Source organism: Streptomyces sp. MMS24-W38 (assembly GCF_059889265.1).
Map to the genome: position 1 here is coordinate 207,891 of NZ_JCBCPP010000001.1, position 20,286 is coordinate 228,176.

A 20,286-nucleotide genomic window follows, 5' to 3' on the forward strand; every position below is an offset into this window, starting at 1 on the left:
CCTCTCCTCAGGTCCTTCAACTCCGGTTCTGCTCCTTCGGTTCCGCTACTCCGCTCCTTCGTCGAGCTCCTTCTGGATGAGAGAGATGAGTTCGTCGTCACCGGCCGCTTCGAGCCGCTCGGCCAGCGACTCGTCCGCGGCGGCCGGCTCGCCCGCCGTCCACTTCTCCAGGAATGCCTGCAGCCGAACCGCCACCCGGGCCCGGACCAGCCCGTCCGTCCGACCGGCGGCGAAGGCCGCGTCCAGCTCGTCCAGGGCGCTGATCATGGGCTCGGCCACGTCGGCCACGCTCCCGCCCAGCTCGTCGAGGAGGTGCCGCACCAGCGCGGACGGCGTCGGATGGTCGAACACGACCGTCGAGGCGAGCTGCAGCCCGCTGTCCTTCGCCAGCACATTGCGGAACTCGACCGCGGTCAGCGAGTCGAACCCGAGATCCCGGAACGGCCGCCTGTCGATGTCCTCCTCCGACTTGTAACCGAGCACGGCGCCGATACCGCGGCGGATCATCTCCGACAGCTCCGCCTCCTGCTCCTGAGGACTCAGCGGAGCCAGTCGTGCGCGCAGATCGGCAGCGCTCGCCCCGCCCTCCTCCTGTGGCACGGTCAGGGCCCCGGCCGTTCCCGCGAACTCGTGGAGCAGCGGGCTGGGCCGCAGGAGGGTGAAGGCTTCGGCGAAGCGTGTCCAGTCGACGTCGGCGACGGTGAGGCCGCTGTCGCCGTGGTCGACCGCCTGGGCCAGGGCGCGGATCGCCAGGTCCGGTTCCATCGGGGTCAGCCCGCGCCGGCGCAGGCTCCCGGCAGCTTCCGGGTCCGTGGCCATGCCGGCTCCGGCCCAGGGGCCCCAGGCGATGGATGTGCCGGGGAGTCCGCGGTCGTGGCGGTGCTGGACCCAGGCGTCGAGGAAGGCGTTGCCCGCCGCGTACGCACTCTGACTGCCACTGCCCCAGGTCGCGGCGATCGACGAGAACACCACGAACAGACCGATCGGCATCCCGGCGGTGAGTTCGTCGAGGTAACGGGTCCCGTCGACCTTCGCGCGGAGCACCGTCGCGAAGGTCTCGGGGGTGGCTTCCTCGATCCGCTGCGGGAGGTCGAGACCGGCCGCGTGCACGATGCCGGTGAGCGGCCACTGCTCCGGAACACCGGCGATCACCGCCGCCAGGGCATCCCGGTCGGCCACATCGCAGGCCGCGACCGTGACCTGCGCCCCCAGCCCGGACAATTCCTCGACCAGACCCTCCGGCGCGATGCCGCCGCGGCTGGTCAGCACCAGATGCGGCACACCCCGGCCCGCCAGCCAGCGCGCCACCTCCGCACCCAGCGCACCGGTGCCGCCCGTGACCAGCACGCTGCCCGACGGGTCCGGGTCCCACGGCGTGGCCGGCACACCGCCAGGCACCGCACGCTCCAGCCGACGCCCGAACACCCCGGTCCCACGGACCGCGACCTGATCCTCACCGCCGCCGGCCGCATCGGCGGCCAGGACACCCGCGAGAAGCTCACCGGCCCGTGCGTCCAGCTCGGCCGGCAGGTCGACGAGACCGCCCCAACGCTGCGGCAGCTCCAGGGCAGCGACCCGGCCCATACCCCACACCGCCGCCAGATCCGGATCGCCGAGCCCGTCCGCATCACCGACCGACACGGCGCCGCGCGTCACCACCCACAGCGGTGCGTGCACCCCGGCCAGTGACTGCACCACGGCCAGCGTCTCCGCCCACCCGGACGCGGACAGGACGACACCCGCCAGGCCAGGCAGTCCCGGCACCTCCTCGACGGGCAGGCCGACCACGGTCGCGCCCGCGGCCTCCAACGCGGCGGACACCTCCGGGTCCTCGGTGCCCACGACCGCCCAGATACCGGACAGCACCGCCGTCTCGGGCAGGCCGTCCAGCGGCTGCCAGGTGACGCGGTAACGCCACGAGTCCAGCGTCGAGCGTTCCCGGTGGCGCCGCCGCCAGGCGGACAGTGCCGGCAGGGCCGACTCCAGACCGGCGAGTTCCGTCAGGTCCTCACGTTCCACCGCGTCCCAGAAGGCGGCATCGATCGGATCACCGCCACCGCCCGCGGCTGCCGTGGCCGAAAGCTCCGGCCAGTAGCGCTCACGCTGGAACGCGTAGGTGGGCAGATCGACCACCTGCCCGCCCCAACCGGCGTACACCGCCGTCCAGTCGACCTCGACTCCGGACACCCAGAGTCGACCGGCCGCCGTGAGCACGGTGTCGGTCTCCTCACGGTCCTTGCGCAGGAGGGAGACGAACTCGGCGTCGGTGGCGGTGTCCTGGGCCATGCCCGACAGGACGCCGTCCGGGCCGAGCTCGACGCAGCGGGTCACGCCCATCGCTGCGAGTGCTTTGACACCGTCGGCGAAGCGGACCGTGCCGCGGACCTGGTTCAGCCAGTACCCCGGCTGCTGCATGGCGCCGGGTTCGGCGACGGCTCCGGTGAGGTTGGAGACGAGGGGAATCCGGGCCGGGTGGAACGTGAGGCCGGCCAGGACGGTCGCGAACGCGTCCAGCATCGGTTCCATCAGCGTGGAGTGGAACGCGTGCGACACGGTCAGAACGGTGAACCGGCGTCCCTGCTCGGCGCACTGGGCGGCGTACCGCTCGATGGCCTCGACCGTGCCGGACAGGACGACGGAGTTCGGGCCGTTGACGGCGGCGACGTCCAGGCCGGAGTCGGCGACCTCGGCCTCGGTGGCCTGGACGGCGAGCATGCCGCCGCCCGCGGGCAGCGCCTGCATCAGCCGGCCCCGCTCGGCGACCAGGGTGCAGGCGTCGTCCAGGTCCAGGATGCCCGCGACATGCGCGGCGCTGATCTCCCCCAGGGAGTGACCGAGCAGCACATCGGGGGTCACGCCCCACGACTCCACCAGCCGGAAGAGGGCGACTTCGAGGGCGAAGAGGCCGGCCTGTGCCCACACGGTGTGGTCGAGGTCGACGCCGTCGGTCAGAACCTCGCGCAGCGGGCGCTCCAGGCGGACGTCCAGCCGGGCGCACACCGCGTCGAAGGCTTCCGCGAACACCGGGAACGCCTTGTGGAGTTCCAGCCCCATGCCCGCACGCTGTGAACCCTGGCCGGTGAAGAGGAACCCGGTCCTGCCTTCGCCGGCGAAGCCGGTGGCGAGCGTCGTGTCCCCGGACAGTACCGCGCGGTGCTCAAGACCGGCTCGTGTGGTCGCGAGCGACCAGGCCACGTCGACGGCGTCCAGCTCCGGCCGTTCCGCGGCGAACGACGTCAGCCGATCGACCTGCGCCCGCAGCGCGGCACCGGACTTCGCCGACACCGGCCACGGGACCAGCCCAGGCGCCTGCCGCGGCACGGCAACCGGAGCCGGCTCGGGCTCCGGAGCCTGCTCCAGGATGACGTGCGCATTGGTGCCGCTGATGCCGAACGAGGACACCGCCGCGCGGCGCGGACGGTCCGACTCGGGCCAGGCCCGGGATTCCGTCAGCAGTTCCACCGCACCCGCCGACCAGTCCACCTGCGGCGACGGCTCGTCGACGTGCAGCGTCGCCGGCATCAGACCGTGCCGCAGCGCCATCACCATCTTGATCACACCCGCCGCGCCCGCGGCAGCCTGCGTGTGACCGATGTTCGACTTCACCGAGCCCAGCCACAGCGGCTCGCCGGCCTCGCCCCGCTCCTGGCCGTAGGTCGCCAGGAGTGCCTGCGCCTCGATCGGGTCCCCGAGGCGCGTACCCGTGCCGTGCGCCTCGACCACGTCGACGTCAGCGGTCGTGAGGTCGGCGTTGGCCAGGGCCTGGCGGATCACCCGCTGCTGGGACGGACCGTTCGGCGCCGTCAGACCGTTCGACGCACCGTCCTGGTTGATCGCGCTGCCGCGCACCACCGCGAGGATCTTGTGCCCGTTGCGCTCGGCGTCCGACAGCCGCTCGACCAGCAGCAGGCCGACGCCCTCGCCCCAGCCCGTGCCGTCGGCCGCTCCCGCGAACGCCTTGCACCGGCCGTCCGACGCCAGACCGTCCTGCCGGTCGAACTCCACGAACGCGCCCGGGGTGACCATGACCGTCACACCACCGGCCAACGCGAGTTCGCACTCACCGGCCCGCAGTGCCTGCCCTGCCCAGTGCAGCGCGACCAGCGACGACGAACACGCCGTGTCCACCGTCACCGCCGGCCCCTCCAGCCCGAAGGCGTACGAGACCCGTCCCGACAGCACCGCCGCCGCGTTCCCCACGGCAGCGTGCCCGTCACCGGTGTCCTGCGACGCCGCGAGGACCTGCCCGTAGTCCTGGCCGTTGGTGCCGGCGAAGACGCCCACACTGCGGCCGCGCTGCGACCGCGGGTCCATCCCCGCCGACTCGAACGCCTCCCAGGCCGCCTCCAGCAGCAGCCGCTGCTGCGGATCCATCGCCAGCGCCTCACGCGGCGAGATCCCGAACAGGTTCGCGTCGAACTCGCCGGCGTCATGGACGAATCCGCCCACGCCGCCCGCGACGCCGGACACCTCCGCCGGCCATCCCCGGTCGACCGGGAAGACGGACAGCCCGTCCACCCCGTCGGAGACCAGGTCCCACAACTGCTGGGGCGATCCCACTCCGCCCGGGAAGCGACAGGCCATCCCGACGATCGCCAGCGGCTCGTCGGTTCTCGCCGACGGTGCCGGCGCACCGGACGCGACCGCCGCTCCCGTACCGGTCAGCTCCGCGCGGAGGTGGTCGGTGAGGGTGTCGGGGGTCGGGTGGTCGAAGACGAGGGTGGTCGGCAACGACAACTCCGTCGCCGCGGACAGCAGGTTGCGCAGTTCGACCGCCATCAGGGAGTCGAAGCCCAGTTCCCGGAACGCCCGGCCCGGCTCCACCGCCTGCACCCCGGCATGTCCGAGCACGACGGCGGCCTGCCCCCGGACCAGGTCGAGGAGGACCTGACGGCGCCTGCCCTCCGGCAGGCCCTCCAGCTGTTCCCGCAGGCTCGGCCCACGCGAGCCGGCCGGCAGAGCCGCCGCGACCGCGGCCGCTTCCGGGAGGTCCGCCAGCAGACGGCTCGCACGCGCCGACGTGAACACCGGAACGAACCGCTCCCAGTCCACATCCGCCACCGTCACATCCGCGTCACCGGACCGGATCGCCTCACCGAACACGCGCAGCGCGAGCTCCGCGTCCAGCGGGCGGACCCCGCCACGCCGCAGCCGCTCCACCACCACACCATCCGCGGCCATGCCCTCCTCGGCCCACGGACCCCACGCCACCGACACCGCCGGCAACCCACGACCGCGACGCCACTCCACCCACGCGTCCACACACGCGTTCGCCGCCGCATAGTTGCCCTGACCGGCACTGCCCACCGAGCCCGCGAGCGAGGAGAACACCACCAGCCACTCGACGGGCAGCCCCGCCGTCACCGCGTCCAGGTTGACCAGACCGTCCACCTTCGGCGCCATCACCGACGCCAGACGCTCCAGCGACAGGCCCTCCAGCAACCCGTCGTCCAACACACCCGCCGCGTGGACCACGCCCGTCAGCGGCACATCGTCCGGCACGCCCGCGACGACCGCCGCCAGTGCCTCCCGGTCGGCCACATCGCACGCAGCCACCGTCACCCGCGCGCCCAGCCCCGCGAGCTCGTCGACCAGACCCTCCGGCGCCACACCGCCACGGCTGGTCAGCAGCAGATGCGGCACACCCCGGCCCGCCAGCCACCGCGCGACCTCGGCACCCAACGCACCCGTACCACCCGTGACCAGCACCGTCCCCGACGGGTCCGGGCTCCACGACGTGTCTTCCGGCGCGGCAGGCACCGCACGCACCAGACGACGCCCGAACACCCCCGACCCACGGACCGCGACCTGATCCTCACCACCAGGTGCCGCCAGGATGCCCGCGAGGCGGGCGCCCGCCCGCGCATCCAACACCTCGGGCAGGTCCACCAGGCCGCCCCAGCGGCCCGGGATCTCCAGCGCCGCGACCCGGCCCAGACCCCATACCGCCGCCAGACCCGGATCACCCAACCGGTCCGAACCACCCACCGACACCGCACCCCGGGTCAGCACCCACAACGGCGCATCCACCCCGGCCAGCCCCTGCACCACCGACAGCGTCTCCGCCACACCCGAGGCGACCAGGACCACACCCGCCAGGCCCGGCAGACCCAAGACCTCCTCCACCGGAACACCCACCACCGACGCGCCCGCCGCCGACAGGGCCGCGGACACCTCCGGGTCCTCGGTGCCGACGACCGCCCACACCCCGGACAGCGCCTGCGACGACGACGGCAGACCGTCCAGCGGCCGCCACATCACCCGGTAACGCCACGAGTCGACCGTGGAACGCTCCTGATGACGCCGACGCCACGCGGACAACGCCGGCAACGCCGACTCCAGACCCGCAAGCTCGGACAGGTCCTCCCGCTCCACCGCATCCCAGAACGCCGAGTCCAGGCCGTCGCCGGCGGCCAACGTCGCCGACGGCTGCGGCCAGAATCGCTCGCGCTGGAAGGCGTACGTCGGCAGATCGACCGTCCGGCCGCCCCAGCCGGCGAACACCGCGCGCCAGCCGACCTCGGCCCCAGAGGTCCACAGACGACTCACGGCGGTCAGGACGGTGTCGCTCTCGTCGCGGTCCTTGCGCAGGACGGGGGCGCAGAGCATGTCCTCGGCGCCGGTCTGGGCCATGCCCGACAGCACACCGTCCGGGCCGAGTTCCAGGCAGCGGGTCACGCCCATGGCCGCGAGGGCGGTGACGCCCTCGGCGAAGCGGACCGTGCCACGGACCTGGTGCAGCCAGTACGCCGGCTGCTGCATGGCGCCGGGTTCGGCGACGGCTCCGGTCAGGTTGGAGACCACCGGGATACGGGGGGCACGGAACGTCAGGCCGTTCAGGACCGTCGCGAACTCGTCCAGCATCGGCTCCATCAGCGCCGAGTGGAACGCATGCGACACCGACAGGACGGTGCACCGCACGCCGCGCTCGGCGCACTCCGCGGCATACCGCTCGACAGCCTCGACCGCGCCCGACAGGACGACGGAGTTCGGGCCGTTGACGGCCGCGACGTCCAGGCCGGAGCCGGCGACCTCCGCCTCGGTCGCCTGCACGGCGAGCATGCCGCCGCCCGCGGGCAGCGCCTGCATCAGCCGGCCCCGCTCCGCCACCAGCACACACGCGTCGTCCAGGTCCAGGATCCCGGCGACATGCGCCGCACTGATCTCACCCAGCGAGTGCCCCAGCAGCACGTCCGGGGTCACACCCCAGGACTCCACCAGCCGGAACAGCGCCACCTCGAGGGCGAACAGCCCCGCCTGCGCCCAGCCGGTCCGGTCGAGGTCGACGCCGTCGGCGAGGACGTCGCGCAGCGGGCGCTCCAGCCGGACGTCCAGCCGGGCGCACACCGCGTCGAAGGCCTCGGCGAACACCGGGAACGCCTCGTACAGCCCCAGCCCCATGCCCGCGCGTTGCGAGCCCTGGCCGGTGAACAGGAACGCGGTCCGGCCCTCAGCGGCCGTGCCGGCGGCCAGCACATCCCCGCCGGCGGCGAGCACCGCGCGGTGCTCCAGCGCGGCCCGGGTCGTCGCCAGCGACCAGCCGACGTCCACCGGATCCAGGGTGGGGCGCTCCGCGACGAACGAGGTCAGCCGTTCCACCTGCGCCCGCAGCGCGGGCTCGGACTTCGCCGACACCACCCACGGCACCGGAGCAGGGAACGCGGCACGCACCCGCGGCGCCTCGACGGCCCGTGCGGCGGGAGGCGCCTCCAGGATGACGTGCGCGTTGGTGCCGCTGATCCCGAACGACGACACGCCCGCGCGGCGCGGACGGTCCACCGCGGGCCAGGCACGCGCCTCCGTCAGCAGTTCCACCGCACCGGCGGACCAGTCCACCTGCGGCGACGGCTCATCCACGTGCAGCGTGGCGGGCAGCACGCCGTGCCGCATCGCCATCACCATCTTGATCAGGCCCGCGACACCCGCGGCCGCCTGCGTGTGACCGATGTTCGACTTCACCGACCCCAGCCACAGCGGACCGGACTCGTCACGGTCCTGGCCGTACGTGGCCAGCAGCGCCTGTGCCTCGATCGGGTCCCCGAGGCGGGTGCCCGTGCCGTGCGCCTCGACGACATCGACATCCGCGCCGGTCAGCCGGGCGTTGGCCAGGGCCTGGCGGATCACCCGCTGCTGGGACGGACCGTTCGGCGCCGTCAGACCGTTGGACGCACCGTCCTGGTTGACCGCGCTGCCCCGCACCACGGCAAGGATCTTGTGCCCGTTGCGCTCGGCGTCCGACAGCCGCTCCACCAGCAGCAGACCCACGCCCTCGGCCCAGCCCGTGCCGTCCGCCGCACCCGCGAACGCCTTGCACCGGCCATCGGCCGCGAGCCCGTCCTGCCGGTCGAACTCCACAAACGCGGCCGGAGAGACCATCACCGTCACACCACCGGCCAGCGCCATGTCGCACTCACCCGACCGCAGCGCCTGCCCCGCCAGATGCAACGCCACCAACGATGACGAACACGCCGTGTCCACCGTCACCGCCGGCCCCTCCAGGCCGAACACATACGCCGCCCGGCCGGAGATCACACTGTTCGCCGCCCCCGACAGCACATGCCCTTCGGAACCCGCCATGTACCCGGACGACAACGCCCCCGCGAACACGCCCACACTGCGACCCCGCAGCGAACGCGGATCCATGCCCGCCGACTCGAACGTCTCCCACGCCGCCTCCAGCAGCAACCGCTGCTGCGGGTCCATCGCCAGCGCCTCACGCGGCGAGATCCCGAACAACGCCGCATCGAACCGGTCCGCGTCATCGACGAACCCGCCCACACCGGCGCCCCGACCGGCCAACTCGGCCGGCCAGCCACGATCAACCGGGTACGGCGACAAACCGTCCAGCCCACCGGAGACAAGGTCCCACAACTGCTCGGGCGACGTCACACCCCCGGGCAGCCGGCACGCCATGCCCACGATCGCCAGCGGCTCATCGGTCCCGGCCGCGCTCACCTGCCGGACCGGCTCCCCGACCGCCTCCGCGCCGCCGAAGAACTCGGAGAGGAGGTGATCACTCAGCACCACCGGGCTCGGATAGTCGAACACGAGCGTCGCGGGCAACCGCAACCCCGTCGCCGCCGTCAGCCGGTTGCGCAGTTCGACGGCGGTCAGCGAGTCGAAGCCCAGATCCTTGAACGCCTGACGCTCACCGACCGCATCCACCGAAGCATGCCCCAGCACCGCCGCCGCACTACCGCGCACCAATTCCAGCAACACCTGCGCACGCTGAGCACCGGGCATCGACCGCAACCGCTGCGCCAGCGCCAAGCCCGCGCCCGACGCCTGCGCAACACCACGCCGCACCCCACCAGCGACCAGACCACGCAACAACGCAGGCACCTCACCAGCCGCCCGCACCGCCACCAGATCCAGACCAACCGGCACCACATGCGCCACCGACAGCCCCAGCGCCGCATCGAACAGCGCAAGACCCTGCTCCGTGGACGTCCCCGTGGACAACTGGTCCCGGAGATGCCCGGTCATACCGCTGGCCTCCTGCCACAGGCCCCAGGCCAGGGACAGGCCGGGCAGTCCCTGCGCACGGCGGCGGACGGCAAGGGCGTCGAGATAGGCGTTGGCGGCCGAGTAGTTGGCCTGGCCCGGGGTGCCGAACGTCGCCGACGCCGAGGAGTAGAGCACGAACATGGCGAGGTCGCTGCCGCGGGTCAGCTCGTCCAGGTTCGACGCGGCGGTGGCCTTCGCCCGCAGCACGGTGTCCAGACGCTCCTGGGTCAGAGCGGTGAAGATGCCGTCGTCGAGGACACCCGCCGCGTGGACGACGCCGGTCAGCGGAGCCTCCGCGGGAACGCCCGCGAGGACGGCCGCGAGGGCATCACGGTCGGCCGCGTCGCACGCCACGACCCGCGCCTGCGCGCCGAGTTCGGCGAGCTCCGCGACAAGTGCGGCCGCACCGGGCGCGTCCGCGCCCCGGCGGGACAGCAGAAGCAGGCTGCGGACGCCGTGTTCGGTGGCAAGGTGCCGGGCCAGGAGGCCACCGAGGGTCCCCGTGCCACCGGTGATCAGCACCGTGCCGTCACCGTCCAGCGGCACAGACTGCGCAGCACCCCCGGCCCGCATCAGACGGGGTGCCAGCAGCGCACCGTCACGGAGGGCGACCTGCGGCTCGTCGACACCGGCCAAGAGGGCCAGGTCGAGCTGTTCCTCGGTGGCCGGGTCGGTGTCGACGAGCACGATCCGGTCCGGGTGCTCCGACTGCGCCGAGCGCACCAGACCCCACACCGCCGCACCCACCGGGTCCACGGCACGGCCAGCACCCGCGGGCATCGCGCCCCGGGTCACGACCGCCAGACGCGAGCCGAACGTGCTCTCGTCCGCCAGCCACTCCTGCACACCGTGCAGCACCTCACCGAGGACCTGCTCCACCGGACCGTCACCGGCCGGCAGCACCGTCCACGCCGCAGCCTCCGCCGCATCACCGGACGCACTGCCCGGCGGGAGCGCGACCCACTCAACGGCGAACAGCGCGTCGTCCGCCGCCTGCCCGGCCGCCGACAACTGCTCCGCCGACACCGCCCGCGACACCAGCGCACGCACGAGGGCGACCGGCGCACCCGTGCCGTCCGCCGCCTGCACGGTGAAGCCCTCGCCCTCGGGACGGATCGCCACTCGCAGCGCGGTCGCGCCGACCGCGAACAGCTCCACCCCCGACCACGCGAACGGCAACCGCGGCCCAGACTCCCCCGGCTCTCCGGACTTGCCGAAGCCCTGGGACAGGAGATTCGCCGGATGCAACGCGGCATCCAGCAGCGCCGGATGAATACCGAACGCGTCGACCTGCCCCACACCCGGCTCAGGCAACACCAGATCCGCATACACACCGGACGCGTCACGCCAGGCCGCCCGCACCCCCTGGAACACCGAACCGTAACCGAAGCCCACCCCGGCCAACGACTCGTAGAACCCGTCGACCTCCACCGCAACCGCACCCCGCGGAGGCCACACACTCAAACCGAACTCAGGCACCCGCGTCTGCGACACAGCGAGGAAGCCCGACGCATGCAACGTCCACTCCTCCGCGCCGTCCAGCCGGCCATGAATCTGAACCGGCCTGTCTCCGGACTCGTCCGATCCACCGACGCTCACCTGGACCTGCACGCCACCGGATTCCGGCAGCACCAGAGGGGCCCGCAGGACAAGCTCCCGCAGCAGACCGCAGCCCACCTCCTGCCCGGCCCGCAGCACCATCTCCACCAACGCCGCACCCGGCACCACGACCTGGTCCAGCACGACGTGGTCAGCCAGCCAGGGCTGGGTACCCAGCGCGAGGCGGCCGGTCAGCACCACCGCGTCTCCGTCGGCCAGTTCTACCGCCGCACCGAGCAGCGCATGGCCCGCACCCGCCAGGCCGACAGCAGCCAGGTCTCCCGCGTCCATGTCAGGCTGCGGCCAGTACCGCTCGCGCTGGAACGCGTAGGTGGGCAGGTCGACCGTCCGGCCGCCCCAGCCGGCGAACAGCGTCGTCCAGTCGATGGCGGCCCCGGAGGCCCACAGGCGGCTGAGGGCGGTGAGGGCGGTGTCCGTCTCGTCGCGGTCCTTGCGCAGGACAGGGATGAACTCGGCGTCGGTGACGGTCTCCTGGGCCATGCCCGACAGCACACCGTCGGGGCCGAGCTCCAGATAGCGGGTCACGCCCATCGCCTCGAGGGCGGTGACGCCGTCGGCGAAGCGGACCGCCTGCCGGACCTGGCTCAGCCAGTACCCCGGCTGCTGCATGGCACCCGGCTCGGCCACCGCACCCGTCAGGTTCGAGACCACCGGGATCCGCGCGGGGCGGAAGCTCAGACCCTCCAGCACCGCCGCGAACTCGTCCAGCATCGGCTCCATCAGCGCCGAGTGGAACGCGTGCGACACCGACAGGACGGTGCACCGCACGCCGCGCTCGGCGCACTCCGCGGCATACCGCTCGACAGCCTCGACCGCGCCCGACAGGACGACGGAGTTCGGGCCGTTGACGGCCGCGACATCGAGACCGGAGCCGGCGACCTCCGCCTCGGTCGCCTGCACGGCCAGCATGCCGCCGCCCGCGGGCAGCGCCTGCATCAGCCGGCCCCGCTCGGCGACCAGGGTGCAGGCGTCGTCCAGGTCGAGGATGCCCGCGACATGCGCGGCGCTGATCTCACCCAGCGAGTGGCCGAGGAGCGCGTCCGGGGTCACGCCCCACGACTCCACCAGACGGAACAGGGCGACTTCGAGGGCGAAGAGGCCGGCCTGCGCCCACGCCGTCTGTTCAAGGTCGGTGCCGTCGGCGAGGACGTCGCGCAGCGGGCGCTCCAGCCGGACGTCGAGGCGCGCGCACACCGCGTCGAACGCCTCGGCGAACACCGGGAAAGCCTCATGGAGTTCCAGCCCCATGCCCGCGCGTTGCGAGCCCTGGCCGGTGAACAGGAACGCGGTCCGCCCTTCAGTGGCCGTGCCGGCGGCCAGCACATCACCGCCGGCGGCGAGCACCGCGCGGTGCTCCAGCGCGGTCCGCGTCGTCGCCAGCGACCAGCCGACGTCCACGGGGTCCAGCTCCGGCCGCCCCGCGACGAACGACGTCAGCCGTTCCACCTGCGCCCGCAGTGCGGGCTCGGACTTCGCCGACACCACCCACGGCACCGGAGCAGGGAACGCGGCACGCACCCGCGGCGCCTCGACGGCCCGTGCGGCGGGAGGCGCCTCCAGGATGACGTGCGCGTTGGTGCCGCTGATCCCGAACGACGACACGCCCGCGCGGCGCGGACGGTCCACCGCGGGCCAGGCACGCGCCTCCGTCAGCAGCTCCACCGCACCGGCGGACCAGTCCACCTGCGGCGACGGCTCATCCACGTGCAGCGTGGCGGGCAGCACGCCGTGCCGCATCGCCATCACCATCTTGATCAGGCCCGCGACACCCGCGGCCGCCTGCGTGTGACCGATGTTCGACTTCACCGACCCCAGCCACAGCGGACCGGACTCGTCACGGTCCTGGCCGTACGTGGCCAGCAGCGCCTGTGCCTCGATCGGGTCCCCGAGGCGGGTGCCCGTGCCGTGCGCCTCGACGACATCGACATCCGCGCCGGTGAGCCGGGCGTTGGCCAGGGCCTGGCGGATCACCCGCTGCTGGGACGGACCGTTCGGCGCCGTCAGACCGTTGGACGCACCGTCCTGGTTGACCGCGCTGCCCCGCACCACGGCAAGGATCTTGTGCCCGTTGCGCTCGGCGTCCGACAGCCGCTCCACCAGCAGCAGACCCACGCCCTCGGCCCAGCCCGTGCCGTCCGCCGCACCCGCGAACGCCTTGCACCGGCCATCGGCCGCGAGCCCGTCCTGCCGGTCGAACTCCACAAACGCGGCCGGAGAGACCATCACCGTCACACCACCGGCCAGCGCCATGTCGCACTCACCCGACCGCAGCGCCTGCCCCGCCAGATGCAACGCCACCAACGATGACGAACACGCCGTGTCCACCGTCACCGCCGGCCCCTCCAGGCCGAACACATACGCCGCCCGGCCGGAGATCACACTGTTCGCCGCCCCCGACAGCACATGCCCTTCGGAACCCGCCATGTACCCGGACGACAACGCCCCCGCGAACACGCCCACACTGCGACCCCGCAGCGAACGCGGATCCATGCCCGCCGACTCGAACGTCTCCCACGCCGCCTCCAGCAGCAACCGCTGCTGCGGGTCCATCGCCAGCGCCTCACGCGGCGAGATCCCGAACAACGCCGCATCGAACCGGTCCGCGTCATCGACGAACCCGCCCACACCGGCGCCCCGACCGGCCAACTCGGCCGGCCAGCCACGATCAACCGGGTACGGCGACAAACCGTCCAGCCCACCGGAGACAAGGTCCCACAACTGCTCGGGCGACGTCACACCCCCGGGCAGCCGGCACGCCATGCCCACGATCGCCAGCGGCTCATCGGTCCCGGCCGCGCTCACCTGCCGGACCGGCTCCCCGACCGCCTCCGCGCCGCCGAAGAACTCGGAGAGGAGGTGATCACTCAGCACCACCGGGCTCGGATAGTCGAACACGAGCGTCGCGGGCAACCGCAACCCCGTCGCCGCCGTCAGCCGGTTGCGCAGTTCGACGGCGGTCAGCGAGTCGAAGCCCAGATCCTTGAACGCCTGACGCTCACCGACCGCATCCACCGAAGCATGCCCCAGCACCGCCGCCGCACTACCGCGCACCAATTCCAGCAACACCTGCGCACGCTGAGCACCGGGCATCGACCGCAACCGCTGCGCCAGCGCCAAGCCCGCGCCCGACGCCTGCGCAACACCACGCCGCACCCCACCAGCGACCAGACCACGCAACAACGCAGGCACCTCACCAGCCGCCCGCACCGCCACCAGATCCAGACCAACCGGCACCACATGCGCCACCGACAGCCCCAGCGCCGCATCGAACAGCGCAAGACCCTGCTCCGTGGACAGGGCGGTACCAGCACTGGTCACCCGGGTCCGGTCGGTCTCGGCGAGTCCGCCGGTCATACCGCTGGCCTCCTGCCACAGGCCCCAGGCCAGGGACAGGCCGGGCAGTCCCTGCGCACGGCGGCGGATCGCAAGGGCGTCGAGATAGGCGTTGGCGGCCGAGTAGTTGGCCTGGCCCGGGGTGCCGAACGTCGCCGACGCGGAGGAGTAGAGCACGAACATGGCGAGGTCGCTGCCGCGGGTCAGCTCGTCCAGGTTCGACGCGGCGGTGGCCTTCGCCCGCAGCACGGTGTCCAGACGCTCCTGGGTCAGAGCGGTGAAGATGCCGTCGTCGAGGACACCCGCCGCGTGGACGACGCCGGTCAGCGGAGCCTCCGCGGGAACGCCCGCGAGGACGGCCGCGAGGGCATCACGGTCGGCCGCGTCGCACGCCACGACCCGCGCCTGCGCGCCGAGTTCGGCGAGCTCCGCGACAAGTGCGGCCGCACCGGGCGCGTCCGCGCCCCGGCGGGACAGCAGAAGCAGGCTGCGGACGCCGTGTTCGGTGGCCAGGTGCCGGGCCAGGAGGCCACCGAGGGTCCCCGTGCCACCGGTGATCAGCACCGTGCCGTCACCGTCCAGCGGCACAGACTGCGCAGCACCCCCGGCCCGCATCAGACGGGGTGCCAGCAGCGCACCGTCACGGAGGGCGACCTGCGGCTCGTCGAGACCGGCGAGCAGCGCGACATCGAGGTGTTCCTCAGATGCCGGGTCGGTGTCGACGAGCACGATCCGGTCCGGGTTCTCCGACTGCGCCGAGCGCACCAGACCCCACACCGCCGCACCCACCGGGTCCACGACGTCCGTAGTGCCCACGGGCATCGCGCCCCGGGTCACGACCGCCAGACGCGAGCCGAACGTGCTCTCGTCCGCCAGCCACTCCTGCACACCGTGCAGCACCTCACCGAGGACCTGCTCCACCGGACCGTCACCGGCCGGCAGCACCGTCCACGCCGCAGCCTCCGCCGAGTCCTCTTCGGTGACAGCGGTGATCCCAGGTGATACCGGAACCGGCACCCATTCCACGGCGAACAGCGCGTCGTCCGCCGCCTGCCCGGCCGCCGACAACTGCTCCGCCGACACCGCACGCGACACCAGCGAACGCACGAGAGCGACCGGCGCACCCGTGCCGTCCGCCGCCTGCACGGTGAAGCCCTCGCCCTCGGGACGGATCGCCACCCGCAGCGCGGTCGCGCCGACCGCGAACAGCTCCACCCCCGACCACGCGAACGGCAACCGCGGCCCAGACTCCCCCGGCTCTCCGGACTTGCCGAAGCCCTGGGACAGGAGATTCGCCGGATGCAACGCGGCATCCAGCAGCGCCGGATGAATACCGAACGCGTCGACCTGCCCCACACCCGGCTCAGGCAACACCAGATCCGCATACACACCGGACGCGTCACGCCAGGCCGCCCGCACCCCCTGGAACACCGAACCGTAACCGAAGCCCACCCCGGCCAACGACTCGTAGAACCCGTCGACCTCCACCGCAACCGCACCCTGCGGAGGCCACACACTCAAACCGAACTCAGGCACCCGCGTCTGCGACACAGCGAGGAAGCCCGACGCATGCAACGTCCACTCCTCCGCGCCCTCGACACACCCATGGACATGCACCGGCCGGTCACCCGAGGCATCCGGGCCCTCGACCCGCACCTGAACCTGCACGCCACCGGATTCCGGCAGCACCAACGGCGCCCGCAGCACCAGCTCCCGCAGCAGACCGCAGCCCACCTCCTGCCCCGCCCGCAGCACCATCTCCACCAACGCCGCACCCGGGACCACCACCCGATCCAGCACCAGATGGTCGGACAGCCACGACTGCACACCCAGCGACAGCCGGCCGGTCAGCAGTACGCCGTCGCCCTCTGCCAGCGTCACCGCCGCACCCAGCAGGGCATGGGAGGCACCCGTCAGGCCGACGGCGGCCAGGTCTCCCGGGCCCCTGTTCGGCTGCGGCCAGTACCGCTCGCGCTGGAACGCGTAGGTGGGCAGATCGATCACCTGGCCACCCCAGGCGGCGAACAGCGTCGTCCAGTCGACCTCGGCACCGGTCGCCCACAGGCGACCGGCCGCGGTCAGCGCGGTGTCCGTCTCGTCCCGGTCCTTGCGCAGGACAGGGACGAACTCGGCGTCGGTGACGGTCTCCTGGGCCATGCCCGACAGCACACCGTCGGGACCGAGCTCCAGATAGCGGGTCACGCCCATCGCCTCGAGCGCCGCCACACCGTCCGCGAAACGGACCGCCTGGCGGACCTGGCTCAGCCAGTACCCCGGCTGCTGCATGGCACCCGGCTCGGCCACCGCACCCGTCAGGTTCGACACCACCGGGATCCGCGCGGGGCGGAAGCTCAGACCCTCCAGCACCGCCGCGAACTCGTCCAGCATCGGCTCCATCAGCGCCGAGTGGAACGCATGCGACACCGACAGGACGGTGCACCGCACGCCGCGCTCGGCGCACTCCGCGGCATACCGCTCGACAGCCTCGACCGCGCCCGACAGGACGACGGAGTTCGGGCCGTTGACGGCCGCGACATCGAGACCGGAGCCGGCGACCTCCGCCTCGGTCGCCTGGACGGCCAGCATGCCGCCGCCCGCGGGCAGCGCCTGCATCAGCCGGCCCCGCTCCGCCACCAGCACACACGCGTCGTCCAGGTCCAGGATGCCCGCGACATGCGCCGCGCTGATCTCACCCAGCGAGTGGCCGAGGAGCGCGTCCGGGGTCACGCCCCACGACTCCACCAGACGGAACAGGGCGACTTCGAGGGCGAAGAGGCCGGCCTGCGCCCACGCCGTCTGTTCAAGGTCGGTGCCGTCGGCGAGGACGTCGCGCAGCGGGCGCTCCAGCCGGGCATCGAGGCGCGCGCACACCGCGTCGAAGGCCTCGGCGAACACCGGGAACGCCTCGTACAGCCCCAGCCCCATGCCCGCACGCTGCGAACCCTGCCCGGTGAACAGGAACGCGGTCTTGCCGTCGCCCGCGACACCCGTGGCGAGCGTCGTGTCCCCGGCGAGCACCGCGCGGTGCTCCAGCGCGGCCCGGGTCGTCGCCAGCGACCACCCGACGTCCACCGGGTCCAGCTCCGGCCGCTCCGCCACGAACGACGTCAGCCGTTCCACCTGCGCCCGCAGCGCGGGCTCGGACTTCGCCGACACCACCCACGGCACCTGACCCGGCGCCTGTCGCGGCGCGGCAACCGTCTCCCGCCCGACGACGGGCTCCGGAGCCTGCTCCAGGATCACATGCGCGTTCGTGCCACTGATCCCGAACGAGGACACCGCCGCGCGGCGCGGACGATCCGACTCGGGCCAGGCCCGGGATTCCGTCAGCAGCTCCACCGCACCGGCCGACCAGTCCACCTGCGGGGACGGCTCGTCGACATGGAGCGTGGCCGGCATCAGACCGTGCCGCAGCGCCATGACCATCTTGATCACACCCGCCGCACCGGCGGCCGCCTGGGTGTGCCCGATGTTCGACTTCACCGACCCCAGCCAGAGAGGCTCGTCGCTCTCGCCGCGCTCCTGGCCGTACGTGGCCAGCAGGGCCCCTGCCTCGATCGGGTCACCCAGGCGGGTGCCGGTGCCGTGCGCCTCGACGACGTCGATGTCGGCGGTGGTGAGCCGGGCGTTGGCCAGGGCCTGGCTGATGACCCGCTGCTGGGAGGGACCGTTGGGTGCGGTCAGACCGTTCGACGCGCCGTCCTGGTTGATCGCGCTGCCGCGGACGACGGCGAGGATGTGGTGTCCGTTGCGCTGTGCGTCGGAGAGCCGTTCCACGACCAGGACCGCCGTGCCCTCGGACCAGCCCGTGCCGTCGGCCGCGGCGGCGAAGGACTTGCACCGGCCGTCGAAGGACAGTCCGCCCTGCCGGGCGAAGTCGACGAACACGCCTGGTGTGGACAGCACGGTCACACCGCCGGCCACCGCCAGGTCGCATTCACCGGCCCGGAGTGCCTGCGCGGCCAGGTGCAGCGCGACGAGCGAGGACGAGCACGCCGTGTCGACGGTGACGGCCGGGCCCTCGAGCCCGAAGACATAGGCTGCCCGCCCGGAGAACACGCTTCCGGCGTTGCCCGTGGCCAGGAAGGCTTCCACGTCCTCCGGGACGACGCCCAGGCTCTGGGCGTAGTCGTGGTACATGATTCCGGCGTACACGCCGGTCGACGATCCGCGCAGCGACATCGGGTCCAGCCCCGCGGACTCGAACGCCTCCCAGACCCCTTCCAGCAGCAGGCGCTGCTGCGGGTCCATGGCCAGCGCCTCACGCGGCGAGATGCCGAAGAGGCCCGCGTCGAAGTCACCGGCACCGGCGACGAAGCCACCGGATCCGGAGACCCCGCTCCAGGTCACGTCCCAGCCGCGGTCGTCGGGGAAGTCCGTCACCCCGTCCCGTCCTGCCGTGACCAGATCCCACAGCCCCTCGGGGGACACCACACCGCCCGGCAGCCGGCACGACATGCCGACGATCGCGATCGGCTCGTCCGCAGCCACCGGGGCAGTTCGCCGTGGTGCCACCACGGCCGGCTCACCGGAACCGGACAGCAAGGCAGCCAGATGACCGGCGAGCAGCTGAACGTTCGGGTAGTCGAAGACCAGTGTCGCGGGCAGCCGGAGTCCGGTGGCGGCGTTGAGCCGGTTGCGGAGCTCCACCGCGGTGAGCGAGTCGAAGCCCAGGTCCTTGAAGGCCTGGCGTTCCCCGACGGCGTCCGCGGAGGCGTGCCCGAGGACCTGGGCCACCTCCGTGAGCACCATGTCCTGGAGCAGCCTGTCCCGCTCGGCCGACGACAGCCCCGCAAGCTGACGCAACAGCTGGGGCTCGCCTCCGGTCGCTCGTCCTGCCCTGCGGACGACGGCGGCCGGGACGAGGCCGCGCAGCAGCGCGGGCACCGGGGTGGCGCCGTTCCAGGAACGGAGGGCGACGGTGTCGAGCAGCATCGCCACGATGTCGGCGCGGTCCGCGCCCAGAGCGGCGTCGAAGAGGGCCAGGCCCTGCTCGTCGGTCAGACCGGGGCCGAGACGCCCGGTCCGGTCCTGGAGATGACCGGTCATCCCACTCGCCTGCTGCCACAGGCCCCAGGCCAGGGACAGTCCGGGCAGTCCCTGCGCACGGCGGCGGATCGCGAGGGCGTCGAGGTAGGCGTTGGCGGCCGAGTAGTTGGCCTGGCCCGGGGTGCCGAAGGTCGCCGACGCCGAGGAGTAGAGCACGAACATGGCGAGGTCGCTGCCGCGGGTCAGCTCGTCCAGGTTCGACGCGGCGGTGGCCTTGGCGCGCAGGACGGTGTCCAGACGCTCCTGGGTCAGCGCGGTGACGATGCCGTCGTCGAGGACACCCGCGGCGTGGACGACGCCGGTGAGCGGGGTCTCGGCGGGGATGGCGTCGAGGACGGTGGCGAGGGCATCACGGTCGGCGGCGTCGCAGGCCACGATGCGGGCGCGGGCGCCGAGTTCGGCCAGTTCCTCGACGAGAGCGGCCGCGCCGGGGGCGCCGGGGCCCTGACGGGACAGCAGGAGAAGGTGGCGGGTGCCGTGCTCGGTGACCAGGTGACGGGCGAGGAGCCCGCCGAGGGTTCCGGTGCCACCGGTGATCAGCACGGTGCCGTCACCGTCCAGCGGCACCGTGGTCGAGCCGGCGGCGGTACGGGCGAGGCGGGGCACCAGCAGTGCTCCGTCGCGGACCGCTACCTGCGGCTCGTCCACCCCGGCGAGCAGGGCCGGATCGAACGGATCGCCGGATGCCGGGTCGGTGTCGACGAGCACGATCCGGTCCGGGTGCTCCGACTGCGCCGAGCGCACCAGACCCCACACCGCCGCACCCACCGGGTCCAC

1 protein-coding gene (cut by a window edge) is annotated in these 20,286 nt (G+C 72.8%); it reads right to left on the bottom strand.

The genetic code is table 11. The features are described 5' to 3' along the window. Positions 1-45 precede the first annotated feature (45 nt). Positions 46-20,286: the 3' portion of a type I polyketide synthase gene (locus AC6F7H_RS00595; protein WP_500754534.1), read on the bottom strand. Its footprint extends 8,091 nt past the window's final position; only the last 20,241 of its 28,332 coding nucleotides appear in the window; its start codon lies off the right edge, out of view; its stop codon occupies positions 46-48.